Genomic DNA, 15,909 nt, shown 5'->3' with positions numbered 1-15,909 from the left:
CAGCGCCGACCCGGCTCGCCGGAGAACGGTGGGTTGAGACATGGCACCTTTCCTGACTGTGGTCACAGCGACCGGACCCGGATGTTGCGGAACTCCATCAGGTCGCTGTCGCCGTGGTTCTGCAGCCCGATGTGCCCGCGCAGGAACTGCCGCAGGTCGGTGGGCGGATCGCCGGCCCGCGACGACTGCTTGCCGGGCGTGTTGTCGAACTCGTTGATGACGACGCCGTTGCGCAGGATCGTGTAGTGCTGGCCGACGACGCGGACCTCGTAGTCGTTCCACACGTTCTTCGCGGTGACGCGGGCGGCGTCGAGCGGGTTCGGGTCGAAGTTGTAGATCGACCCGGTCTTCTGCGGTTCACCGGTGTCACCGTCGTAGAGCTGCACCTCGTGACCGCAGTAGATCGCCACCCAGGCGGCCGAGCTCCGCGCGTTGCCGACGGTGCCGCAGCTGCCGGCCGGGCGGTCGGCGAGCGGGATCCGCGGGTCCGGGAATCGGGTGAGCACGCCGCTGTTGGCGCGGCCGGTGCCCGGTGCGATGTCCTTGAACTGGAGTCTCAGCGAGAAGTCACCGAGCTCCTTGGTGTGCCAGAGCATGCCCAGACCGCCCGAGGGACGCAGCGAGCCGTCCGGCCGGATGGCGAACTGCCCCGAAGGCGCTTGCTGCCAGCCGCTCAGCGACGCGGCGGTGCCGTCGAACAGCGGCTCGTATCCGGTGTGACCCTGCCGGCCGATCGGCGAGGCGGACGCGGCGCGGGTCAGCGTGCCGGCCTGCCGGGCGTCGTAGACGGGGCGAACCACGTCGGTGACGTGCCGGACGAAACTGTCGTGGTCCGGCCAGGTGCTCTCGTCGTCGATCAGGTCGTTGACCGTGCAGCCGCCGCCGACGGTCTTGCTCGGCACGCCGGTGTCGGTGTCGGCGAGCCACACGTTGGCCCGGGTGTCCGGGACCGCGCAGCCGACCTCGACGGGAACCTGCGTGGTCACGGTCTCGCCGTCGGCGTAGGTGACGGTGTGCCGCGCCTGGTAGGTGCCGGGCTTGGCGTAGACGTGCCGCGGGTCGGCGTCAGTGGAGTTGGTGCCGTCGCCGAACTCCCAGCGGTGGCTGACGCCGCCGGACTTCGAGCCGGTGAAGGCGTACGTCAGCGGCTTGTTCTGCACCGCCGTCGAGGTCGCCTGCGGAGCCGGGGTGGCCGCGCCGCCGGTGTAGACCACCCGCAGCAGCTTCTGCGCCGGGTGCAGGCTGAAGAAACCGCCGCCGTAGTCGAGCAGGTAGAGCGCGCCGTCCGGGCCGAACTTAGCGTCCATCCAGCTCATCAGCCGGTTGTCGGCGTTGCCGCCGGGCAGGATGGCGCGCAGCGTCTCACCGAACAGCGGCGGCTTCTGCTCCGGGACCCCGGCCGGGTCGACGGTGATCGCCACCCGGTTGGCGGCGTTCGACTGGTCGCCGATGAACCACTTGTCGTCCCAGTAGGACGGCCACTTCACGGTGCTGGCCGGGTCGGCGAGGTCGTGGTGGTAGGTCGGGCCGGACATGATCGCCTGGCCGCCGCCGCGCAGGTACGGCTGGGTGTAGGTGGCGTCGGCCGCGTTGTAGGTCGGCAGGCCGCTGCCGTCGGTGCGCGTCGGGAAGACCGGGCCGCCACCGCCGGGCGCGTACCAGATCATGTTGTCGCGGGCCGGCGGGATGTCGACCAGGCCGGTGTTGCGCGGCGAGTTGTTCTTCAGGTTGTTGCAGTCGTACCAGCCGGTCAGCTGGGTGGCGTCGGTGCTGCTGCGGTCGCGGTACGGCTGCCGGTTGCCCATGCAGTACGGCCAGCCCTGGTTGCCGGCGGAGGTGATGATGGTGGCCGTCTCGTACTTGGCCGGGCCCAGCTCCGGGTTCGGGTTGGAGGCGTCCGGGCCGACCCAGCCGGCGGTCAGCCAGTCGGTCTCCGCGTCGATCTGCAGGCGGGCGATGTTGCGGACGCCCATCACGTAGATCTCCGGGCGGGTCTTCTCGGTGCCCGGCGGGAACAGGTTGCCCGGCGGGATCGTGTACGTGCCGTCCGCCTCCGGGTGAATGCGGATGATCTTGCCGGCCAGGTCGTTGGTGTTGCCCGAGGTGCGCCGCGCGTCCTGGAACGAGATCCCGGCGTACTCCTGGGTCCAGTTGTTGCCGGAGTAGCCCTGCGAACCCTCGGACGAGTTGTTGTCACCCGAGCCGATGTACAGGTTGCCCTTCTTGTCGAAGGCCATGCCACCACCCGCGTGGCAGCAGCTGTGGATCTGCACCGGGAACTTCAGCAGGTCCTTGCGGGTCGCCTGGTCGATGGTCTGCGCCGCGTGGTCGTAGGTGAACCGGCTGACGGTCCGCTCACCGACCCGCTTGGTGCGGTCGACCGAGTCGTGCGGCATCCAGTAGACGTAGAGCCAGCCGTTCTCGGCGAACTTCGGGTCCGGCACGATGCCGAGCAGACCCTCCTCGTTCTTCACCAGCTCGCTGCCGCTGCCCCGGTTGCCCATCACGGGCAGCGTGGTCAGCAGTTTCACCTGCTTGGTGCGCGGGTTCCAGGAGTGGATGGTGCCGCAGCCCAGGCCGACCTTCGGGTCGTCCCAGCTGACGACCGGCCCGCTCGGGCAGGCGGCCTTGCCGACGTAGAACACGGTGCCGTCGGCGGCGATGGTCAGCCCGTGCGACTCGCCGATCTGGTCGAGCTGCCCGGTCTGGTTCGCCGCGGTCAGCCGCTCGGTGCGGTAGTTGGCGGCGATGGTCGCCTGGCAGTCGCCGCGCACGATGCCGGACGTCCACTTCAGGGCGCCGGACAGGTGCTTGCGGAACGCGTCCTCGTCGTAGCTGCCGGCCGTGTGGCCCATGCCGGTGTAGAAGGACCGGCCGCCGTCGTAGTCACGGCACCAGGACACCGGGTGGAACGCGCCGTTCGCGCCGGTACCCGGGTTGTAGTGCCGCTCCTCGACCTGCGCCAGGGTGTGCACGTTGCCGAGCGGGTTCGGGTCCCAGTTGTACCAGCGGTCCGACCGGGTGATCGTGCGCGGCAGGCCCGCGGTGGCCGGGTGCTTCGTGTCCAGCACGTTGATCACGGACCGGTTCACGCCCGGCGGCGGGGGAGCGACGGCGTCGGCGGTGAACAGCCGCAGGTCGGCGAGCTGGATGAGCGGCTCCCCGCTGTTGGCGGTGATCTCCAGCCGGAAGAACCGGAAGTTCTGCGGCGACGGCAGGTCGAACCGGCGGGTCTGGAACCGGTCCGGGAACGTCTGCCCGGTGCGCCGGTCGACGTCGGTCCAGGTCTCGCCGTCGGCCGACGCCTTCAGCGTCCAGTCCTTCGGATCCCGGCCGACGAAGTCGTTCGCCGACGTGAGGGCGTAACCGGTGATCGCCTTCGCGGCGGCCAGCTCGTAGGTCACCCACCCGGTTGCGGTGCGTACCAGCCACTTGGTGTTGGCATCACCGTCGGTGAGCTTCTCCTTGGTCTCGTTGGGCGCGTTCTCGCCGCTCGCGGTGACCTTGCTGACCGGCTCGGCCGCGGGGATCGCGCCCGCGGGACGGGTGCCGATCAGGCCGGTGAACCAGGTCGAGTCCAGTTGCGCCTTCGCGGCGTCGGCGATACCGACAAAACCATTACCCGCTTTGATGTACGTCTGAAGCGCGCTCTCCTGGTCACGGCTGAGTGTGGTGCCGGCCGACGACAGGAACACGACGGCTCGGTGTTTGGCCAGTTCGGTGGCGGTGAACACGGCCGGGTCGGTGGTCTCGGTGGCGGTGAGGCCGGCCGCGTCGGCGAGCGAGTCGATGGTCGCCGCCGCCTTCGCGACCGGGTCGTCCTGCTCGGACGCCTCGCCGTGGAAGACGAGCACCGACTGTGCTGGCGGTGCCACTGCGGCGCGTGACGCCGTCGCCGGGGACGCCACGGCGGGCGCCGATCCCGTCAGGGCGGTGAGCACCGCGGCCGCGGCGGCCAGCGCTCGTCGTACCGGAAGATTGGTCTTTCTCATCAGCCATGCCCCCCATGTGCGTCGTTGGTCTTCGACGTGGTGGTGGTGTGCGTGTGGCCCCGGAATCGGTCGATGGCCTCCTGCGCGCCCGGCGGCATGGTGCCGTCGGCGTTGCGGACCAGGAAGACCCCGGACATGCCGGTGTCCGAGTGGTTCTGCACGTGGCAGTGGTACATCCAGGCGCCCGGCCCGACGCCCTCGCCGGCCAGCACCTGGAATCCGAACGAGCTGCCCGGGTTGAGGTCCTTGTTGTCGATCGTCGGGCTGGGGTCGCTGACGCTCTCCAGCATGCCGGTGCGGTTGTCGACCCAGCGGTGCGCGTGCAGGTGGAAGGTGTGGAACAGGTTGCCGTGCCCGATGGCGACCCACTCGACGCGCTGTCCGAGGTTGGCCTCGAACATCGGGGTGTTCGGCGCCATCCTGTTGTTGATCGTCATGTCGTGGAAGACCACGGTGAACTGCTTGTCCGGCAGGATGTCACCGCGCCGGCGCACGATCAGGCCGCCGTACAGGCCCTTGGCGACGCCGCCGGTGCCGTGGTCGGTGCCCATCGCGTGGTCGTGGTAGTGCCAGTAGCCGGCGCTGCCCGGCATGAACCGGCGCCCCGCGGCGGCGAACATCTCCCGCGAGCGCCACACGTAGGTGCGGGTCTCGCCCGGGTCGTTGAAGGAGTCGTTGAACGGGCTGCCGTCGGAATCGGTGCTGTAGTCGACACCGTGCGGGTGGATCGACAGCCGCTGTGTCGTGGTGTTGACCAGGGTTATCTCTAGGGTGTCGCCCTCGTACATCTCCAGCAGCGGGCCGGGCACGGTGGCTTTGCCGGGCTCCAGGCCGTAGCCGAACAGGCCCCCGGGGAGAGCCTCGGCGTAGATGGTGATCTTCTTTGTCACCCCGGCGAAGGCCTTCGCGGTGCCGCCGGTCAGTGCCACGCCCGCGCCGATCGCGGGCACGGCGAGTCCGGCGGTGCCGGCGGCTATCAGGGAACGGCGGGAGAAGGCCGACCGTGGCCTGTCGACGGTGTCGTCCATGCGTCTCCATTCGCTCAAAGACGGCAGCACAACATCACGGAGTGTCGCGGGAGGTCGTCCCGCTTGGCACGCCGTTCGTCTAGGCAGCAGCCATCGGACCGCGATGAGGTGATGTCGCGTTGTCGGCTCGGGAATCCAGAACTTTTGCCGGATGGACCCAAGCTATGCGTCACATCGACGAAAGTAAAGGTCCCTAAGCGATAAGCCCGAGGAGTATTCGCACTTCAGAGCGTTGCGCATGTTCGGTCGGAGGCTGTGATGTTTGTTTCGATGACGTTGCGTCGATCGACATTGGACGCGATCGTCATTCACTTGAATCGATCGCCCCCCGCTTCGCCTGCGCATCGTCGCCGTGGGAGCGATACCACGAAGGTTGACTGTGCGTAGTCAAATAGCTGAGGGCTCCAGCCGAACGAACACGGCCGTCATCGGGGCGGAAGCCGGCCCTCCGCGGCGTCGGTGAGCCGCTGCTCCAGATCCTCCGGCACCGCTCGGTCGCGCTTGGCCCGGATCTCGGTGACGATCCTCCGGAGCTCCTCGCTGAACCGCGGGTAGTACGGCGTCTGCGGCCGCTGCCGGCTGGTCGCGATCGCCGAGCGGATCGTCTCGGCGTACGGATGGGCCGCCTTGATCTCCGGCCGGTCGTAGGTGGCACCGGTGGCCGCGGCGAAACCGCCGATCTGCATGAGCAGCCGCTGCGACGGCTCACCGGCCAGGAACTCGATCAGCTCACGGGCGTCGTCGCCGCGGGTGGAACCGGCGACCACGGCCAGGTTCTGCCCGCCGAGCACGGCCGGGCCCGGCAGCGGCGTCATCACGATGTCCGCCGCCGCGACCGCCGCCGACTGGTCACTGGCCTCCACCAGGCTCCGGTACGCCACCGGCCAGTTCCGCATGAACACGATCTTCTTGCGGAGGAACTGGTCGCTGGTCCCGGTCTCCCGGTACGTCGTCGACGACGGATCGATCACCCGCTCACCGGACTGCCCGTACAGGCGGTTCACGGCCGCCGACCAGACTCCCGGATCGGTCGGCACCCCCAGCGGCGCCGGCCTGGCCCGCGCGGGCTCCGCCGCCCAGAGTGCCTCCACGGCGTTCACGGTCAGGCCCTCGTAGCCGTCCAGCTGGCCCGCGTACGCGGCTGAGAGCTGGGTGGACCCCTGTGCCGGTTGCTGCCCACTGATCTCGTCCCAGGAGAACGCGGTCGGTGTGGTCGCCGGTGTCGGTACGAGAAGGCTCCGCCGCGCGAACAGCACCCCGGCGTCGCTGTTGAACGGCAGACCCCACAGCCGGCCGTCGTAGTAGCAGCTCTCCCGCGGCTTCGCCATCAGATCGGCGAGCACCCGTCGCGGCGCCTCGCCCGCAGGCCACTCGGCGATGTAGCCGAACTCGGCGAACTCCGCGACCGCCGTCACGTCGAGATTGAGGATGTCCGCCTTGACGTCCTCCTCGCCCTTGGCGAAACGGACCATAGCGCCGTGCTGCTCGTCGGCGCTGCCGGCGACCAGTTCGATCCGGGCCCGCTTGTCGGGATGCGACTGGTTCCACAGGTCGATCACGGCCTGCCGGGCGCCACCCTCACCGTCCTCGACACCACTGACGATCACCAGCTCGGCCGGCGCGTCCCGCAAGCCGTCGAGCACGGCAGGGGCGGTGCCGGCCACCAGCGCGCCGATCATCAGGACGGCCACCAGCGGAGGCAGCCATCCCGGCGAGCGCCGGACGTCGATGCTCATCGCGCCGCCTCCTTCTGCCACAGCCGTTCGATCTGTTCGGTGACCTTGACATCGACCAGCCCGGACGGCACGCCGATGCAGTCACCGTGCCGCTTCGTCAGGGCCGACAGCTTGGCGTCCGGGCATCCGGACATGCCCACGTTGACGATCACGACCTGGACGGAGTCGTCGGTGAGCTGCGGCAGCGCGTGCCTGGTCGTGTCCTCGCCGTCGGTCAGGACCACCAGGATCCGGTGCCGGTCGGTGCCCGGTGCCGCGCCCTTGCCCTCGCGCAGCCTCTGTACCCCGTGGTCCACGGCCTGGTACAGCGGCGTGCCACCGGCCGGCGGGTAGCCGCGTGCCTGCTGGGTGGCCCTCGCCGCGTCCCCGGCGATCTCGGTGATCCCGCCCTTGATCGCCGTCGAGAAGACGAACAGCCCGAAGTCGTCGCGCGGGCCCATCGCCGCGACCGACGCGGCGATGCCGTCGAGAGCAGCGTCGAACCTGGTCCGCCCGCCGCTGCGCGCCGTCATCGACCCCGAGCCGTCGATCGCGACCAGGACGGTGGCCGGCTGTCTGGCCGTCTCGTACGCCGTGGCCGCCCGCTCCAGATCCGCGGTGCCCGTCCGATAGGGCATCTTGATGAACCAGCCCGTCTGCGCGCCGTTGCGGCCGATCATCCCGGCGTCCGGGCCGACACTTCGCGGGCGCAGCCCGTTGCCGGCCAGTGCCCGGTCGCCGGCCGAGGTGCGCAGCCAGCTGGTGAAGTCGTCGGCCGTACGCCGGATCCGATCGCTCTGTTCCCGCGCCCACGCCGGCTGGACCATCGGGTAGTCGAGCCAGCGGGTGTCCGACGGGTACAGGTAGTTCCACGGGGCCTGCCCGGTGTCGCCGCACCGGCTCGCGTTGTGCCGGACCAGCTGCCATTCGGCGACGATCAGGGCGGTACGGTCCGGGCGGCACAGCAGCCCGGCGACGTCCGGCGCGCCGATGCCCTGCCCGGCGTTCACCGCGGCGATGTCCAGCAGTCGTTGCACCCGGCTGTGTGCCGCGGGCGACTCCACGTCCTCGCGGTACAGCGACGCGTTGACCAGCCGGCCGACCGTCGTGGTGTCGGGATCCGGGCGGACGACACCGGTGATGCGGCGGCCGGTGTCGCGGCCCGCCACGATCTCGCTCCATTCCAGGCTGACCCGGTTGGTCGGGGCGTCACCCGGTACGCCCGGTTCGGCCAGCACGATGGGCGACTCGGCCAGCGACCAGCGCTCCGGGTCGCCCGGGATGCTCACCTCGGCGCCGTCGATCCCGGCTACGGTGGCCTGCACCGCGGCCATGTCGACGCCCAGGTCGGCGACCCACACGTCCGGCGGCAGGCCGACCCGGCGCAGCAGCAGCCGGTCCTGGTCGGAGGCGTCCGGCGGGGTACGCCAGGACAGCGCGAACGCCCGCGCGGCGTCGTCGCGGGACGCGCCGGAGACGTTCACCCGCACCCGCTGGCAGAAGCCGCCGCCGCGGGTGGCGTACTCGTAGTCGTCGGCGATGCCGGTGAACATCTCGACCGCGTCCAGCGGCACCAGCATCCGGATCGCGGTCGGCGCGGCGCACGGCGCCGGAACCGGTGCGACGCTCTCCGACGCGGCCATCGCGCCCGCCGCCAGGACGAGGCAGAGACCGCCGCCGGCCGCCCGGAGCCATCCGCGCGCCGCGGGGTCCGTCGGTGGCCGCCACGGACGCCGATGACGGCCGACGACCCTCTTCACCTCGGTGGTCGCCGCGGGCCGCAACAGCGCGCGATTGCGGAACAGTGCGGCCTCGCCCGCGAGGTTGCTGTTGTACTGCTGCGGCCTGGGCAGCTTGCGGTGCTGCAACTCCTCGTCGACCGCCGCGTACAGCGCCTGCATTGTGAGCAGTTCCGGTCCACCCGGTATGCCGGAGTCGATGAGGTCCAGCAACCGGCCGGTGAACGCCGTGAACCTCTCGCCCTCCGGCGCCAGTGAGGGCTTGTTGCCGGCGCTGGACGTGAGGACGTACAGGCCACGGGTGTCGAGTTGCGCCGCGGCCTGCTCGACGGCCTCGTCGTCAGGCGAGTCGGCCTCGCCGGACATGTGCAGGTCCGCTGTCGCTCGACCGCTGTAGCAGCAGTCCAGGACGACGACCTTGGTACGGGCGGAGCTACCCAGGATCAACTCGGAGAACTCGTCGAACCGCACGGACATCGTCGGAGGCTTGCGCTGGGAGATTCGCAGGCCCAGCCGCAGGCCACCGTTCTCACCCAGGATCCCGTGCCCGGCGAAATAGACGAACAGCAGATCGCGCGCCTCTTCCGCCGCCTTCGCCAAGGGGAGAAGAACCTCGCGGTCACTTCGCGGATTCACGACGCTGGCACAGTTCTCACGGCGGAAGCCGGAATATGCAGAATCGGTCAGGCGAGACTCTAGCTCGGTGACGTTGTTGGCGGCTGCGGGCAGATTCGCCAGGTACGGGTTGTCGTACCTCGCCGTGCCGATGAGCACGGCGCGCGACTCCGTGAAGTCTGGTAGCCGCATGTCACGGCGCCTCGCCCAGCTCGCCGCGCAGGCGGCGGGCCACACCCTCCGGATCCTGCAGCGCCGGGCCTTCCATCTCGATCTCGCGCTCGCCGACCTTCACCCGGATCCGGGTGCGGCGGGCCGACGCCCGCGCGGTGACCCATCCACCCACCGCTCCGATCAGCGCCCCGAGGACACCGGGATCCCCGGCCGTCGCCATCAGCGCCTCGGCGATGCCGCCCGACATCTCGTCCGGCCGGACATCCGGCGCCACGAAATCCACCTCGACGCCGGTCAGATCCTCATCGGTACGCAGCCATTTCCGCAGCTCGACTGCCGAATCGCCGGATTCGTCGCCGTCAATGATGATCTTCACGCGCATGTCGCCACCGGATTCCGGGCTGATTGGCATTCCGACACCGTAACCGAATGTGGCAATCACCACTGGCCAGTGGTCCGCTGCGTCAATCTCTGAGAGATCAGAAACGGTCAGAACCTAATTGCCGAGTGCCCGTTCGACAGCGTCGGCCGCAGCCGGGGCGCCGCCCGCGGCCGTCATCTCGCCGCGCATCCAGGCCAGTCGTTCCCGGATGCGCTCGTCGCCGGCCACGCGCTCGACGGCGGTCCACAGCGCGTCCGCGGTGATCCCCTCCGGCGGCAGCACGGCGCCGAGACCGAGTTCGGCGATGCGGTCGGCGTTGGCCCGCTGCTCGGCCATCTGCGGTATCGCCACCAGCGGCACCTCGAAGTGCAGGCCCTCCATGGTGCTACCCATCCCGGCGTGCGTGACGAAGGCCCTGGCGTGGCGCAGCACCGCCAGCTGCGGCACCTGCCGGTGCACCTCCACGTTGGCGGGCACCGGACCGAGCGCGTCGAGGTCGGCGCCGCCGACGGCCAGCACCACCTGCCACGGCCGGTCGGCCGCCGAACCCAGCACGGTCCGGTAGAACTCGGGCCGGTCGTTGTAGGCGGTGCCGAGCGAGACCAGCAGCACCGGCAGACCACCCTTCCCGGCCGGCGCCCAGCCGCCCTGGTAATTCCGCTCGTTGATGAGCGGGCCGACGAACTCGTACCGATCCGTGAACGTCTCCCCGGCGTACTGGAAGGCCCGCGGCAGCGTCACCAGCCGCACCACCGCCGCGTCGCCGCTCATGAACGCCTGCATGCCCTCCGCTCCCTGCTTCTTCAGGAAGCGGCTCAGCCGGACGGCCATCAGCAGGAACGCCGGACTCAGCGGATTGAACGTCGTGTACTTCTGCGACATCGCCCAGTGCTCGTTGCTGACCAGGTTCGGCCAGGTCTCCACCGACGGCACCTGCCACCGGCGCGCGAGGATCCGGCCCCACCAGCCCATCGTCCCGTCATGGACCACCACGTCGGGCCGCTCCGTGTCGTGCAGCTGCGCCAGCATCGACTTCGTCTCTTTCAGAAGCACATCCATCGCTCGTACGAGCTCCCGGCCGTGAAACTGCGGAATGTCCGCGTCGCCGCCCCCTTCCCAGGTGGAGGTGACGGGGACGACCTCGGCGCCGGTCTCGGCGACCCGCTCCGCGTACGTTCCGGTGGTGGCGTAGGTGACCCGGTGACCACGCCGCACGAGTTCGGCGGCGAGCCCCAGCGTGGGGTTGACATGCCCGGCGGCAGCCGGAGCGAAGAACGCGACGGTAGCCATGCCCATCAATCTAAGCTCCAACAGCCGCCCTCCGCCGCCCCTCCGCCTACCGCGTTCCGCGTCGGCCTCCCGCCTACCGCGTTCCGCGTCGGCCTCCCGCCTCCGCCTTCCGCGCTCCGCCTTCCACCTTCCGGCTTCCGCCTCCCGTGCTCCGCCTTCTGCCTTCCGGCCGCCGCCTCCCGTGCGCCGCGCGATCTTGTGTGTTTTGGGCGGCTGTCGGGGCGGAAGGTCACAAGATCTGTTGCGGTGCTGGAGAGCCTTCCGCGCTCCGCGCCTTCTTGTGTGTTTTGGGTTGCTGTCGGGGCGGGAGGTCGCAAGATCTGTTGCGGTGGGTGGGGCCTTCCGTGTGCCGCGCGTTCTTGTGTGTTTTGGGTTGCTGTCGGGGCGGGAGGTCGCAAGATCTGCTGTGGTGGGTGGGGCCTTCCGTGTGCCGCGCGTTCTTGTGTGTTTTGGGTTGCTGTGGGGGCGGAACGGCACAAGATCTGCTGTGGTGGGTGGGAGCCTTCCGGCCGCCGCCTTCCGTGTGCCGCGCGTTCTTGTGTGTTTTGGGTTGCTGTCGGGGCGGAACAGCACAGGGTCTGCGGGGGAGAGCGGGCAGACTGGGGTGATGGAGTCGGTTTGGGACTATCCGCGTCCGCCAAGGGTGGAGCGCATCTCCGCGCGCGTGCTGGTGATGCATGCGGGGCGGACGATCGTCGACAGCGACCGGTGCTGGCGGGTGCTCGAGACCTCGCATCCGCCGGTCTACTACGTGCCCCGGGAGGACATCGCCGACGGTGTGCTGGAAGCCGGCGACGGGCGGTCGTACTGCGAGTTCAAGGGTGTCGCGACCTACTGGGATCTCGTCGTCGGCGAGAGCCGGGTGCGGCAGGTCGGCTGGTCGTACGAGCGGCCGTCACCCGCATACGCCGAGATCGTGGGAGCCGTCGCCTTCTACCCGAGCCGGGTCGACGAGTGCCGGGTCGCCGGTGTGCTGGTCGAGCCGCAGGAGGGTGACTTCTACGGCGGCTGGATCACCCCGGACATCATCGGCCCGTTCAAGGGTGGCCCGGGAACGCGAGGCTGGTGACCACGCGTCCCGGGCGCCCCGGGAGCTCAGCCGGCCACCCAGCGCGTCGGACGCGGCGGAACGACCATGTCATCGATCAGCCCGGCGACGCGACCGTGACCGTCGATCCGGGTGACCTGCAGGCTCGTGTAGGTGGAATGACCCTCGGAGAGCAGCACACGACCCTCGCGCCAGCGGAAGACGTGGCCCTGGGACGGCTCTCCTGCGATCGTCGTGCCGGTGACATCGCCGCGCTCGTTGATGTCACGGGCATCGGAGTACCGACCGGGAACGGCCAGATCGACTTGGCGGCCGCCCCGCCACGCGGCGGCTTTGTTCCCGACGTTGCCGACGACGTCACCCGCGTTGTTGACGTCCCAGGCCCGCCCGCTCACGTCCGGGCGTCCGGCCAGCAGGTCCCGCATCCGGCCGTCCTGCCAGAGGAAGGGGTGCAGCACCTCGGAACCCGCCAGGCTGGTGTAGCCGGTGACCTGACCGCGGTCGTTGATGGCCCGAGGCTCCAGCACGTTGCCGCCGACAGGCTTCAGGATGGTCATCCGGCCGGCGCGCCAGACGAATCCGTACCGGACCGACCAGCTCGCGTCGGTGAGAGAGCCGAGCACCTCACCGCGGTTGTTGATGCTGCGCGGACCGCCGTGCAGGCCGGCCGGTGCGTTGAAGTAGGTGAACCGCCCGTCCTGCCACACGAACATCCGCTCCACCCCGGAGGGATCCGCGACGGTGCCGGTGATCTGCCGGCGGTCGTTGATGTCCACCGACCGCATCCGCTGGGAGATGTCGGCCAGTGTTCGCACCTGGCCGTCGCTCCACAGCCAGTTGTCGCCGACCACGTCACCGCGCTCGTTGACGGCGGACGGAGATCCACGGTCGACGTCGATCCGGATCGGGGCGCCGTCGCGCGGCCACAGCACCGGCTGCGGATTGACGTTCTCGTCGTTGAGGGCGCCGATGACGTCGCCGCGCTCGTTGGCGTTGTTGACGTAGCCGCCGTGGCCCCAGTCGCCGAGATAGGCCGTACTCAGACCCGGGTCTGCCGTTGCCCCCGACGCCGGAACGGCGGGGGAGAGGAGTAGGACGGTCGCGGCCGCTATGGCCCATCGGTGGGAGAACATCATGGTCGGCCCCTCCAGGTTTCACGCACCCACGGCTTGGCCGCCGTACGGGTGACAGTGGATCGGCGCCGAAAGTCGACTGTGGTTCCGTGGCGCCTGCCTGCATCGTGAGCCCTGAATGCGGTTCAGTTACATCCCGGAAAGATGCCGATCCTGTTCCAGCCGGAACGCCTCGTTCCACTGTAGTGCCGGTGCGGCCGAACATCCCCGAGCTCCGTCCGAATGTGGAATCGACGGCGATCACCCGCGCGGCCAAGGTTGTCGGATGGCATACCGTCCGCCGTACCCACCGAGTCCGCCCGCCCCGAAACCGGCTCCCTGGAAAGTGATCGGCGGCCTGACCGCCGGCATTCTCGTCCTCTGCTGTGGCGGCTTCACGGCCATCGGATACTTCGCCGACGACACCGACGGCAACCGGGCCGCGTCGTTCAGCGAGACCGCTCCCACAGGCGCCACCGGCGAGACGGCCACCGCCACCGGAAAGCCGGCTCGCTCGACCTCGCCCGGAACCGTGCGCAGTAAGCCGGCGCCCGCCAGGACGACGACCGCCCCGCGAACCAGGAAGCCGAGCCCGACGCGGACCACCAGCACGCCGAAGCCGACGACGAAGAGTCCCAAGTCCGTGTACTACAAGAACTGCGACGCCGTCCGCGCCGCGGGAGCGGCCCCGATCCGCCGCGGCGATCCCGGCTACGCCCGGCACCTCGACCGGGACGGCGACGGCCAAGGCTGCGGCGACGACTGATCAGCGGTGTATCCACATCTCCGGCGTGCCCGGCCTCGACCACAGCGGCCGGCCGTTCTCCGGTCAGATGGTGGTCACGGTCAGGCCGGGACGGCTTCCGGTGAGTTCCGCGAGGCGGTCGGCCTCGGCGGCGAGTTCCTTCTCGGGTACGGGGTCCGCCTCGGCGAACAGGGTGACCGCGATGCCGCCGTCGGTGGATTCCCAGGTGCCGGCGACGCGGCCGGCGGCGACCACGACGGGGGAGATCCAGCCGGCCGCCTTGCTGATCAGCGGGCGGCGGTGCGGGGCGATGATGTGCTCCTCCCTGGTGCCGGGGCCGAGCACGAACTGGTCGAACGCCGGGAGCAGCCGTACGGGAGACGCCGGTTCGGTGGCGGCGATGTCGTCCAGGTCGGCTGTCCGGGCGTACGCCGGCCGGCCGTTGATCTCCACCTCGGTGAGGACGCCTGAGCTGGTCAGAGCGGCGAACCACCCGCGCAGCGACGCCTTCTTCGACGTGCCGCGGATCAGCCACTGGTCGAACGATTCCATCGTGGCGGGACCGAAGGCGCCGAGGTACGCGGGGATGACCCGCTCGGCGGCCTCGCCGGGGTCCGGCAGGCCGGCCCAGCCGTCGATCCACGTCTCGGGGCTGGTGAACGTGACCCTGTTGCCGTCGCTCGGGCCGCTGCACAGCAAGCCCTGCCAGGCCAGCGGCTTGAGGACCGTGCCCCAGCCGGAGCGGAGCAGTTCCGCCAGCGCGTCGTCGCGGGTGCGGTCGAGGATCTCCGCGGTCAGCTGTTCACGGGTGAGGACCCGGCCGGGCAGGATCTCGCGCGTGGCGCCGGTGATCGCGGCGAGCTGCGCGGTGGTGGCGAACGTCTTCTGCCAGGAGCCCTTCTCCCAGGTGCGGGCCGCGGCCAGCAGGCTGAGGTATGCGGGCGCGTCGCCGGGTGTCAGCAGGTGCAGCGTGCCGCGCATCGCCCACACCTTGATCAGGCTGCGCTGCTGCAGAGCTCTGGCCGCCTCGCCGCCGGTGGGGGACGGATGGCGTACGGCGACGGCCAGCTCCGCGGCCGAGGCGACCTGGGCCTGCACGCCGCAGAGCCGTCCGACGATCGCCTCGGCCGAGTTGTCCGCGGGCCGGGCGAGGAACTGCCGGTGCATCCGCCACGCCAGAACCTGATCGAGGGAGAAACTGATCACGGCTGCGGCGGGTACGGGGGATCCTGCGGAGGCGGGGGCGGCGGATTCTGGCCGTACGGCGGTGGCGGGTACGTGCCCGGCGGAGGCTGCTGACCGGGTGGTGGCTGATAGCCGGGCGGCGGCTGGTAACCCTGCGGCGGGTAGCCCTGCGGTGGCTGACCCTGCGGCGGGTACCCCTGCGGTGGCTGACCCTGCGGCGGGTACCCCTGCTGTGGGTAGCCCGGCGGCGGGTACGGCCCCTTGCCGACGTTGCGGGCCGCGGACCGGTTGCGTGACGACCGGACCGCCAGCACGATCGCCGTCACGATGCCGCCGATGACGACGAGGCAGCAGAACAGCCTGCCCACCAGGTATCCCAGGCTGTAGGACGTATCGTTGGACGACGCCGCCACGACGGCGTTCTGCCAGTTCACTCCCACGCCTCCTCAGCTCTTGCTCTCAGGGCGTGAGCCCTCCGGGCCTCAGCAGCCTATCCAACACAGATCCGGGCGGCGTATCCACGGGGCCGGATGTCTGCCGACGGGAAGCGCCGATCACGGCTGACGCGGAGGCTGTTTTCCGGGCGGTGGCTCCTGGTAGGGCAGCGGATAGGGCGTCTCGCCGGGGCTGCGGGCCGCGGAGCGGCTGCGGAACCACCGGACCGCCAGCACGATCGGGGTCACGACCCCGAGGAGGATGACCGCCCAGAAGATGAGCCCCATGAACGTCGGACCGCCGTAGTTTTCCTGGGCGAGGACGGTCTGCCAGTTCACTCAAGGCCTCCCCGGCTATGACTCTCACAGCATGAGCAGGCTATCGGACCGGGCCGCGTGGACGAGGTCGGCGCGCGGGCGACGGGATGACGCTAAGCCCTTCGCGGTTTC

General features: G+C 70.1%; 12 protein-coding genes. 2 read left to right on the top strand and 10 right to left on the bottom strand.

Annotated features, from left to right (window positions below):
* Window positions 1-62: 62 nt before the first annotated feature.
* The 6 genes from CLV67_RS14600 to CLV67_RS14575 all read right to left on the bottom strand — a co-directional run bounded on the left by CLV67_RS14600 (window position 63) and on the right by CLV67_RS14575 (window position 10,935).
* Window positions 63-3,992 (bottom strand): ThuA domain-containing protein, encoded by a 3,930-nt coding sequence (locus CLV67_RS14600; RefSeq protein ID WP_106318509.1) that lies wholly within the window; start codon window positions 3,990-3,992, stop codon window positions 63-65.
* On the bottom strand, window positions 3,992-5,020 hold the full coding sequence (locus CLV67_RS14595) for a multicopper oxidase domain-containing protein (RefSeq protein ID WP_106318507.1): 1,029 nt from the start codon (window positions 5,018-5,020) through the stop codon (window positions 3,992-3,994). The genes CLV67_RS14600 and CLV67_RS14595 overlap by 1 nt, the downstream gene beginning before the upstream one ends.
* 425 nt (window positions 5,021-5,445) lie before the next feature.
* Complete coding sequence (locus CLV67_RS14590; RefSeq protein WP_170153856.1) at window positions 5,446-6,756, bottom strand: extracellular solute-binding protein; 1,311 nt, start codon at window positions 6,754-6,756, stop codon at window positions 5,446-5,448.
* On the bottom strand, window positions 6,753-9,281 hold the full coding sequence (locus CLV67_RS14585) for a caspase, EACC1-associated type (protein ID WP_146169136.1): 2,529 nt from the start codon (window positions 9,279-9,281) through the stop codon (window positions 6,753-6,755). Before CLV67_RS14585 ends, CLV67_RS14590 begins: the two co-directional genes overlap by 4 nt.
* 1 nt (window position 9,282) lies before the next feature.
* Entirely contained in the window at window positions 9,283-9,675 is a 393-nt protein-coding gene (locus CLV67_RS14580; protein WP_106318500.1) for an effector-associated constant component EACC1, read from the bottom strand.
* Window positions 9,676-9,759: 84 nt separating this feature from the next.
* A complete protein-coding gene (locus CLV67_RS14575; RefSeq protein WP_106318498.1) occupies window positions 9,760-10,935 on the bottom strand; it encodes a macrolide family glycosyltransferase in 1,176 nt (391 codons plus the stop codon).
* A 607-nt stretch (window positions 10,936-11,542) separates the two neighbouring features.
* Between CLV67_RS14575 and CLV67_RS14570 the strand changes: the two genes are divergently transcribed.
* Window positions 11,543-12,004: a DUF427 domain-containing protein gene (locus tag CLV67_RS14570; RefSeq protein ID WP_106318496.1), complete on the top strand. Its 462-nt coding sequence runs from the start codon at window positions 11,543-11,545 to the stop codon at window positions 12,002-12,004.
* A 26-nt stretch (window positions 12,005-12,030) separates the two neighbouring features.
* Here the strand turns inward: CLV67_RS14570 and CLV67_RS14565 are convergent, their stop codons facing one another.
* Window positions 12,031-13,119, bottom strand: a complete 1,089-nt coding sequence (locus tag CLV67_RS14565; RefSeq protein WP_106318494.1) for a hypothetical protein — start codon at window positions 13,117-13,119, stop codon at window positions 12,031-12,033.
* A gap of 262 nt (window positions 13,120-13,381) precedes the next feature.
* On the opposite strand from CLV67_RS14565, the gene CLV67_RS52685 reads away from it, so the two are divergent.
* Window positions 13,382-13,861, top strand: a complete 480-nt coding sequence (locus CLV67_RS52685; protein ID WP_211304153.1) for an excalibur calcium-binding domain-containing protein — start codon at window positions 13,382-13,384, stop codon at window positions 13,859-13,861.
* Window positions 13,862-13,924: 63 nt separating this feature from the next.
* On the opposite strand, the gene CLV67_RS14555 is transcribed toward CLV67_RS52685, so the two are convergent.
* The 3 genes from CLV67_RS14555 to CLV67_RS14545 form a co-directional block, all read right to left on the bottom strand.
* Window positions 13,925-15,046 (bottom strand): winged helix DNA-binding domain-containing protein, encoded by a 1,122-nt coding sequence (locus CLV67_RS14555; RefSeq protein WP_239166211.1) that lies wholly within the window; start codon window positions 15,044-15,046, stop codon window positions 13,925-13,927.
* On the bottom strand, window positions 15,043-15,459 hold the full coding sequence (locus tag CLV67_RS14550) for a hypothetical protein (protein ID WP_203737006.1): 417 nt from the start codon (window positions 15,457-15,459) through the stop codon (window positions 15,043-15,045). The genes CLV67_RS14555 and CLV67_RS14550 overlap by 4 nt, the downstream gene beginning before the upstream one ends.
* Before the next feature lie 120 nt (window positions 15,460-15,579).
* Window positions 15,580-15,798, bottom strand: coding sequence for a hypothetical protein (locus CLV67_RS14545; protein WP_106318492.1), 219 nt, complete (start codon window positions 15,796-15,798; stop codon window positions 15,580-15,582).
* Window positions 15,799-15,909 lie beyond the last annotated feature (111 nt).

It is taken from the genome of Actinoplanes italicus (assembly GCF_003001815.1).
GTDB lineage: Bacteria > Actinomycetota > Actinomycetes > Mycobacteriales > Micromonosporaceae > Actinoplanes > Actinoplanes italicus.
The sequence above is the reverse complement of the archived record's forward strand: the minus strand, read 5'-3'. Positions and strand labels throughout refer to the sequence as shown.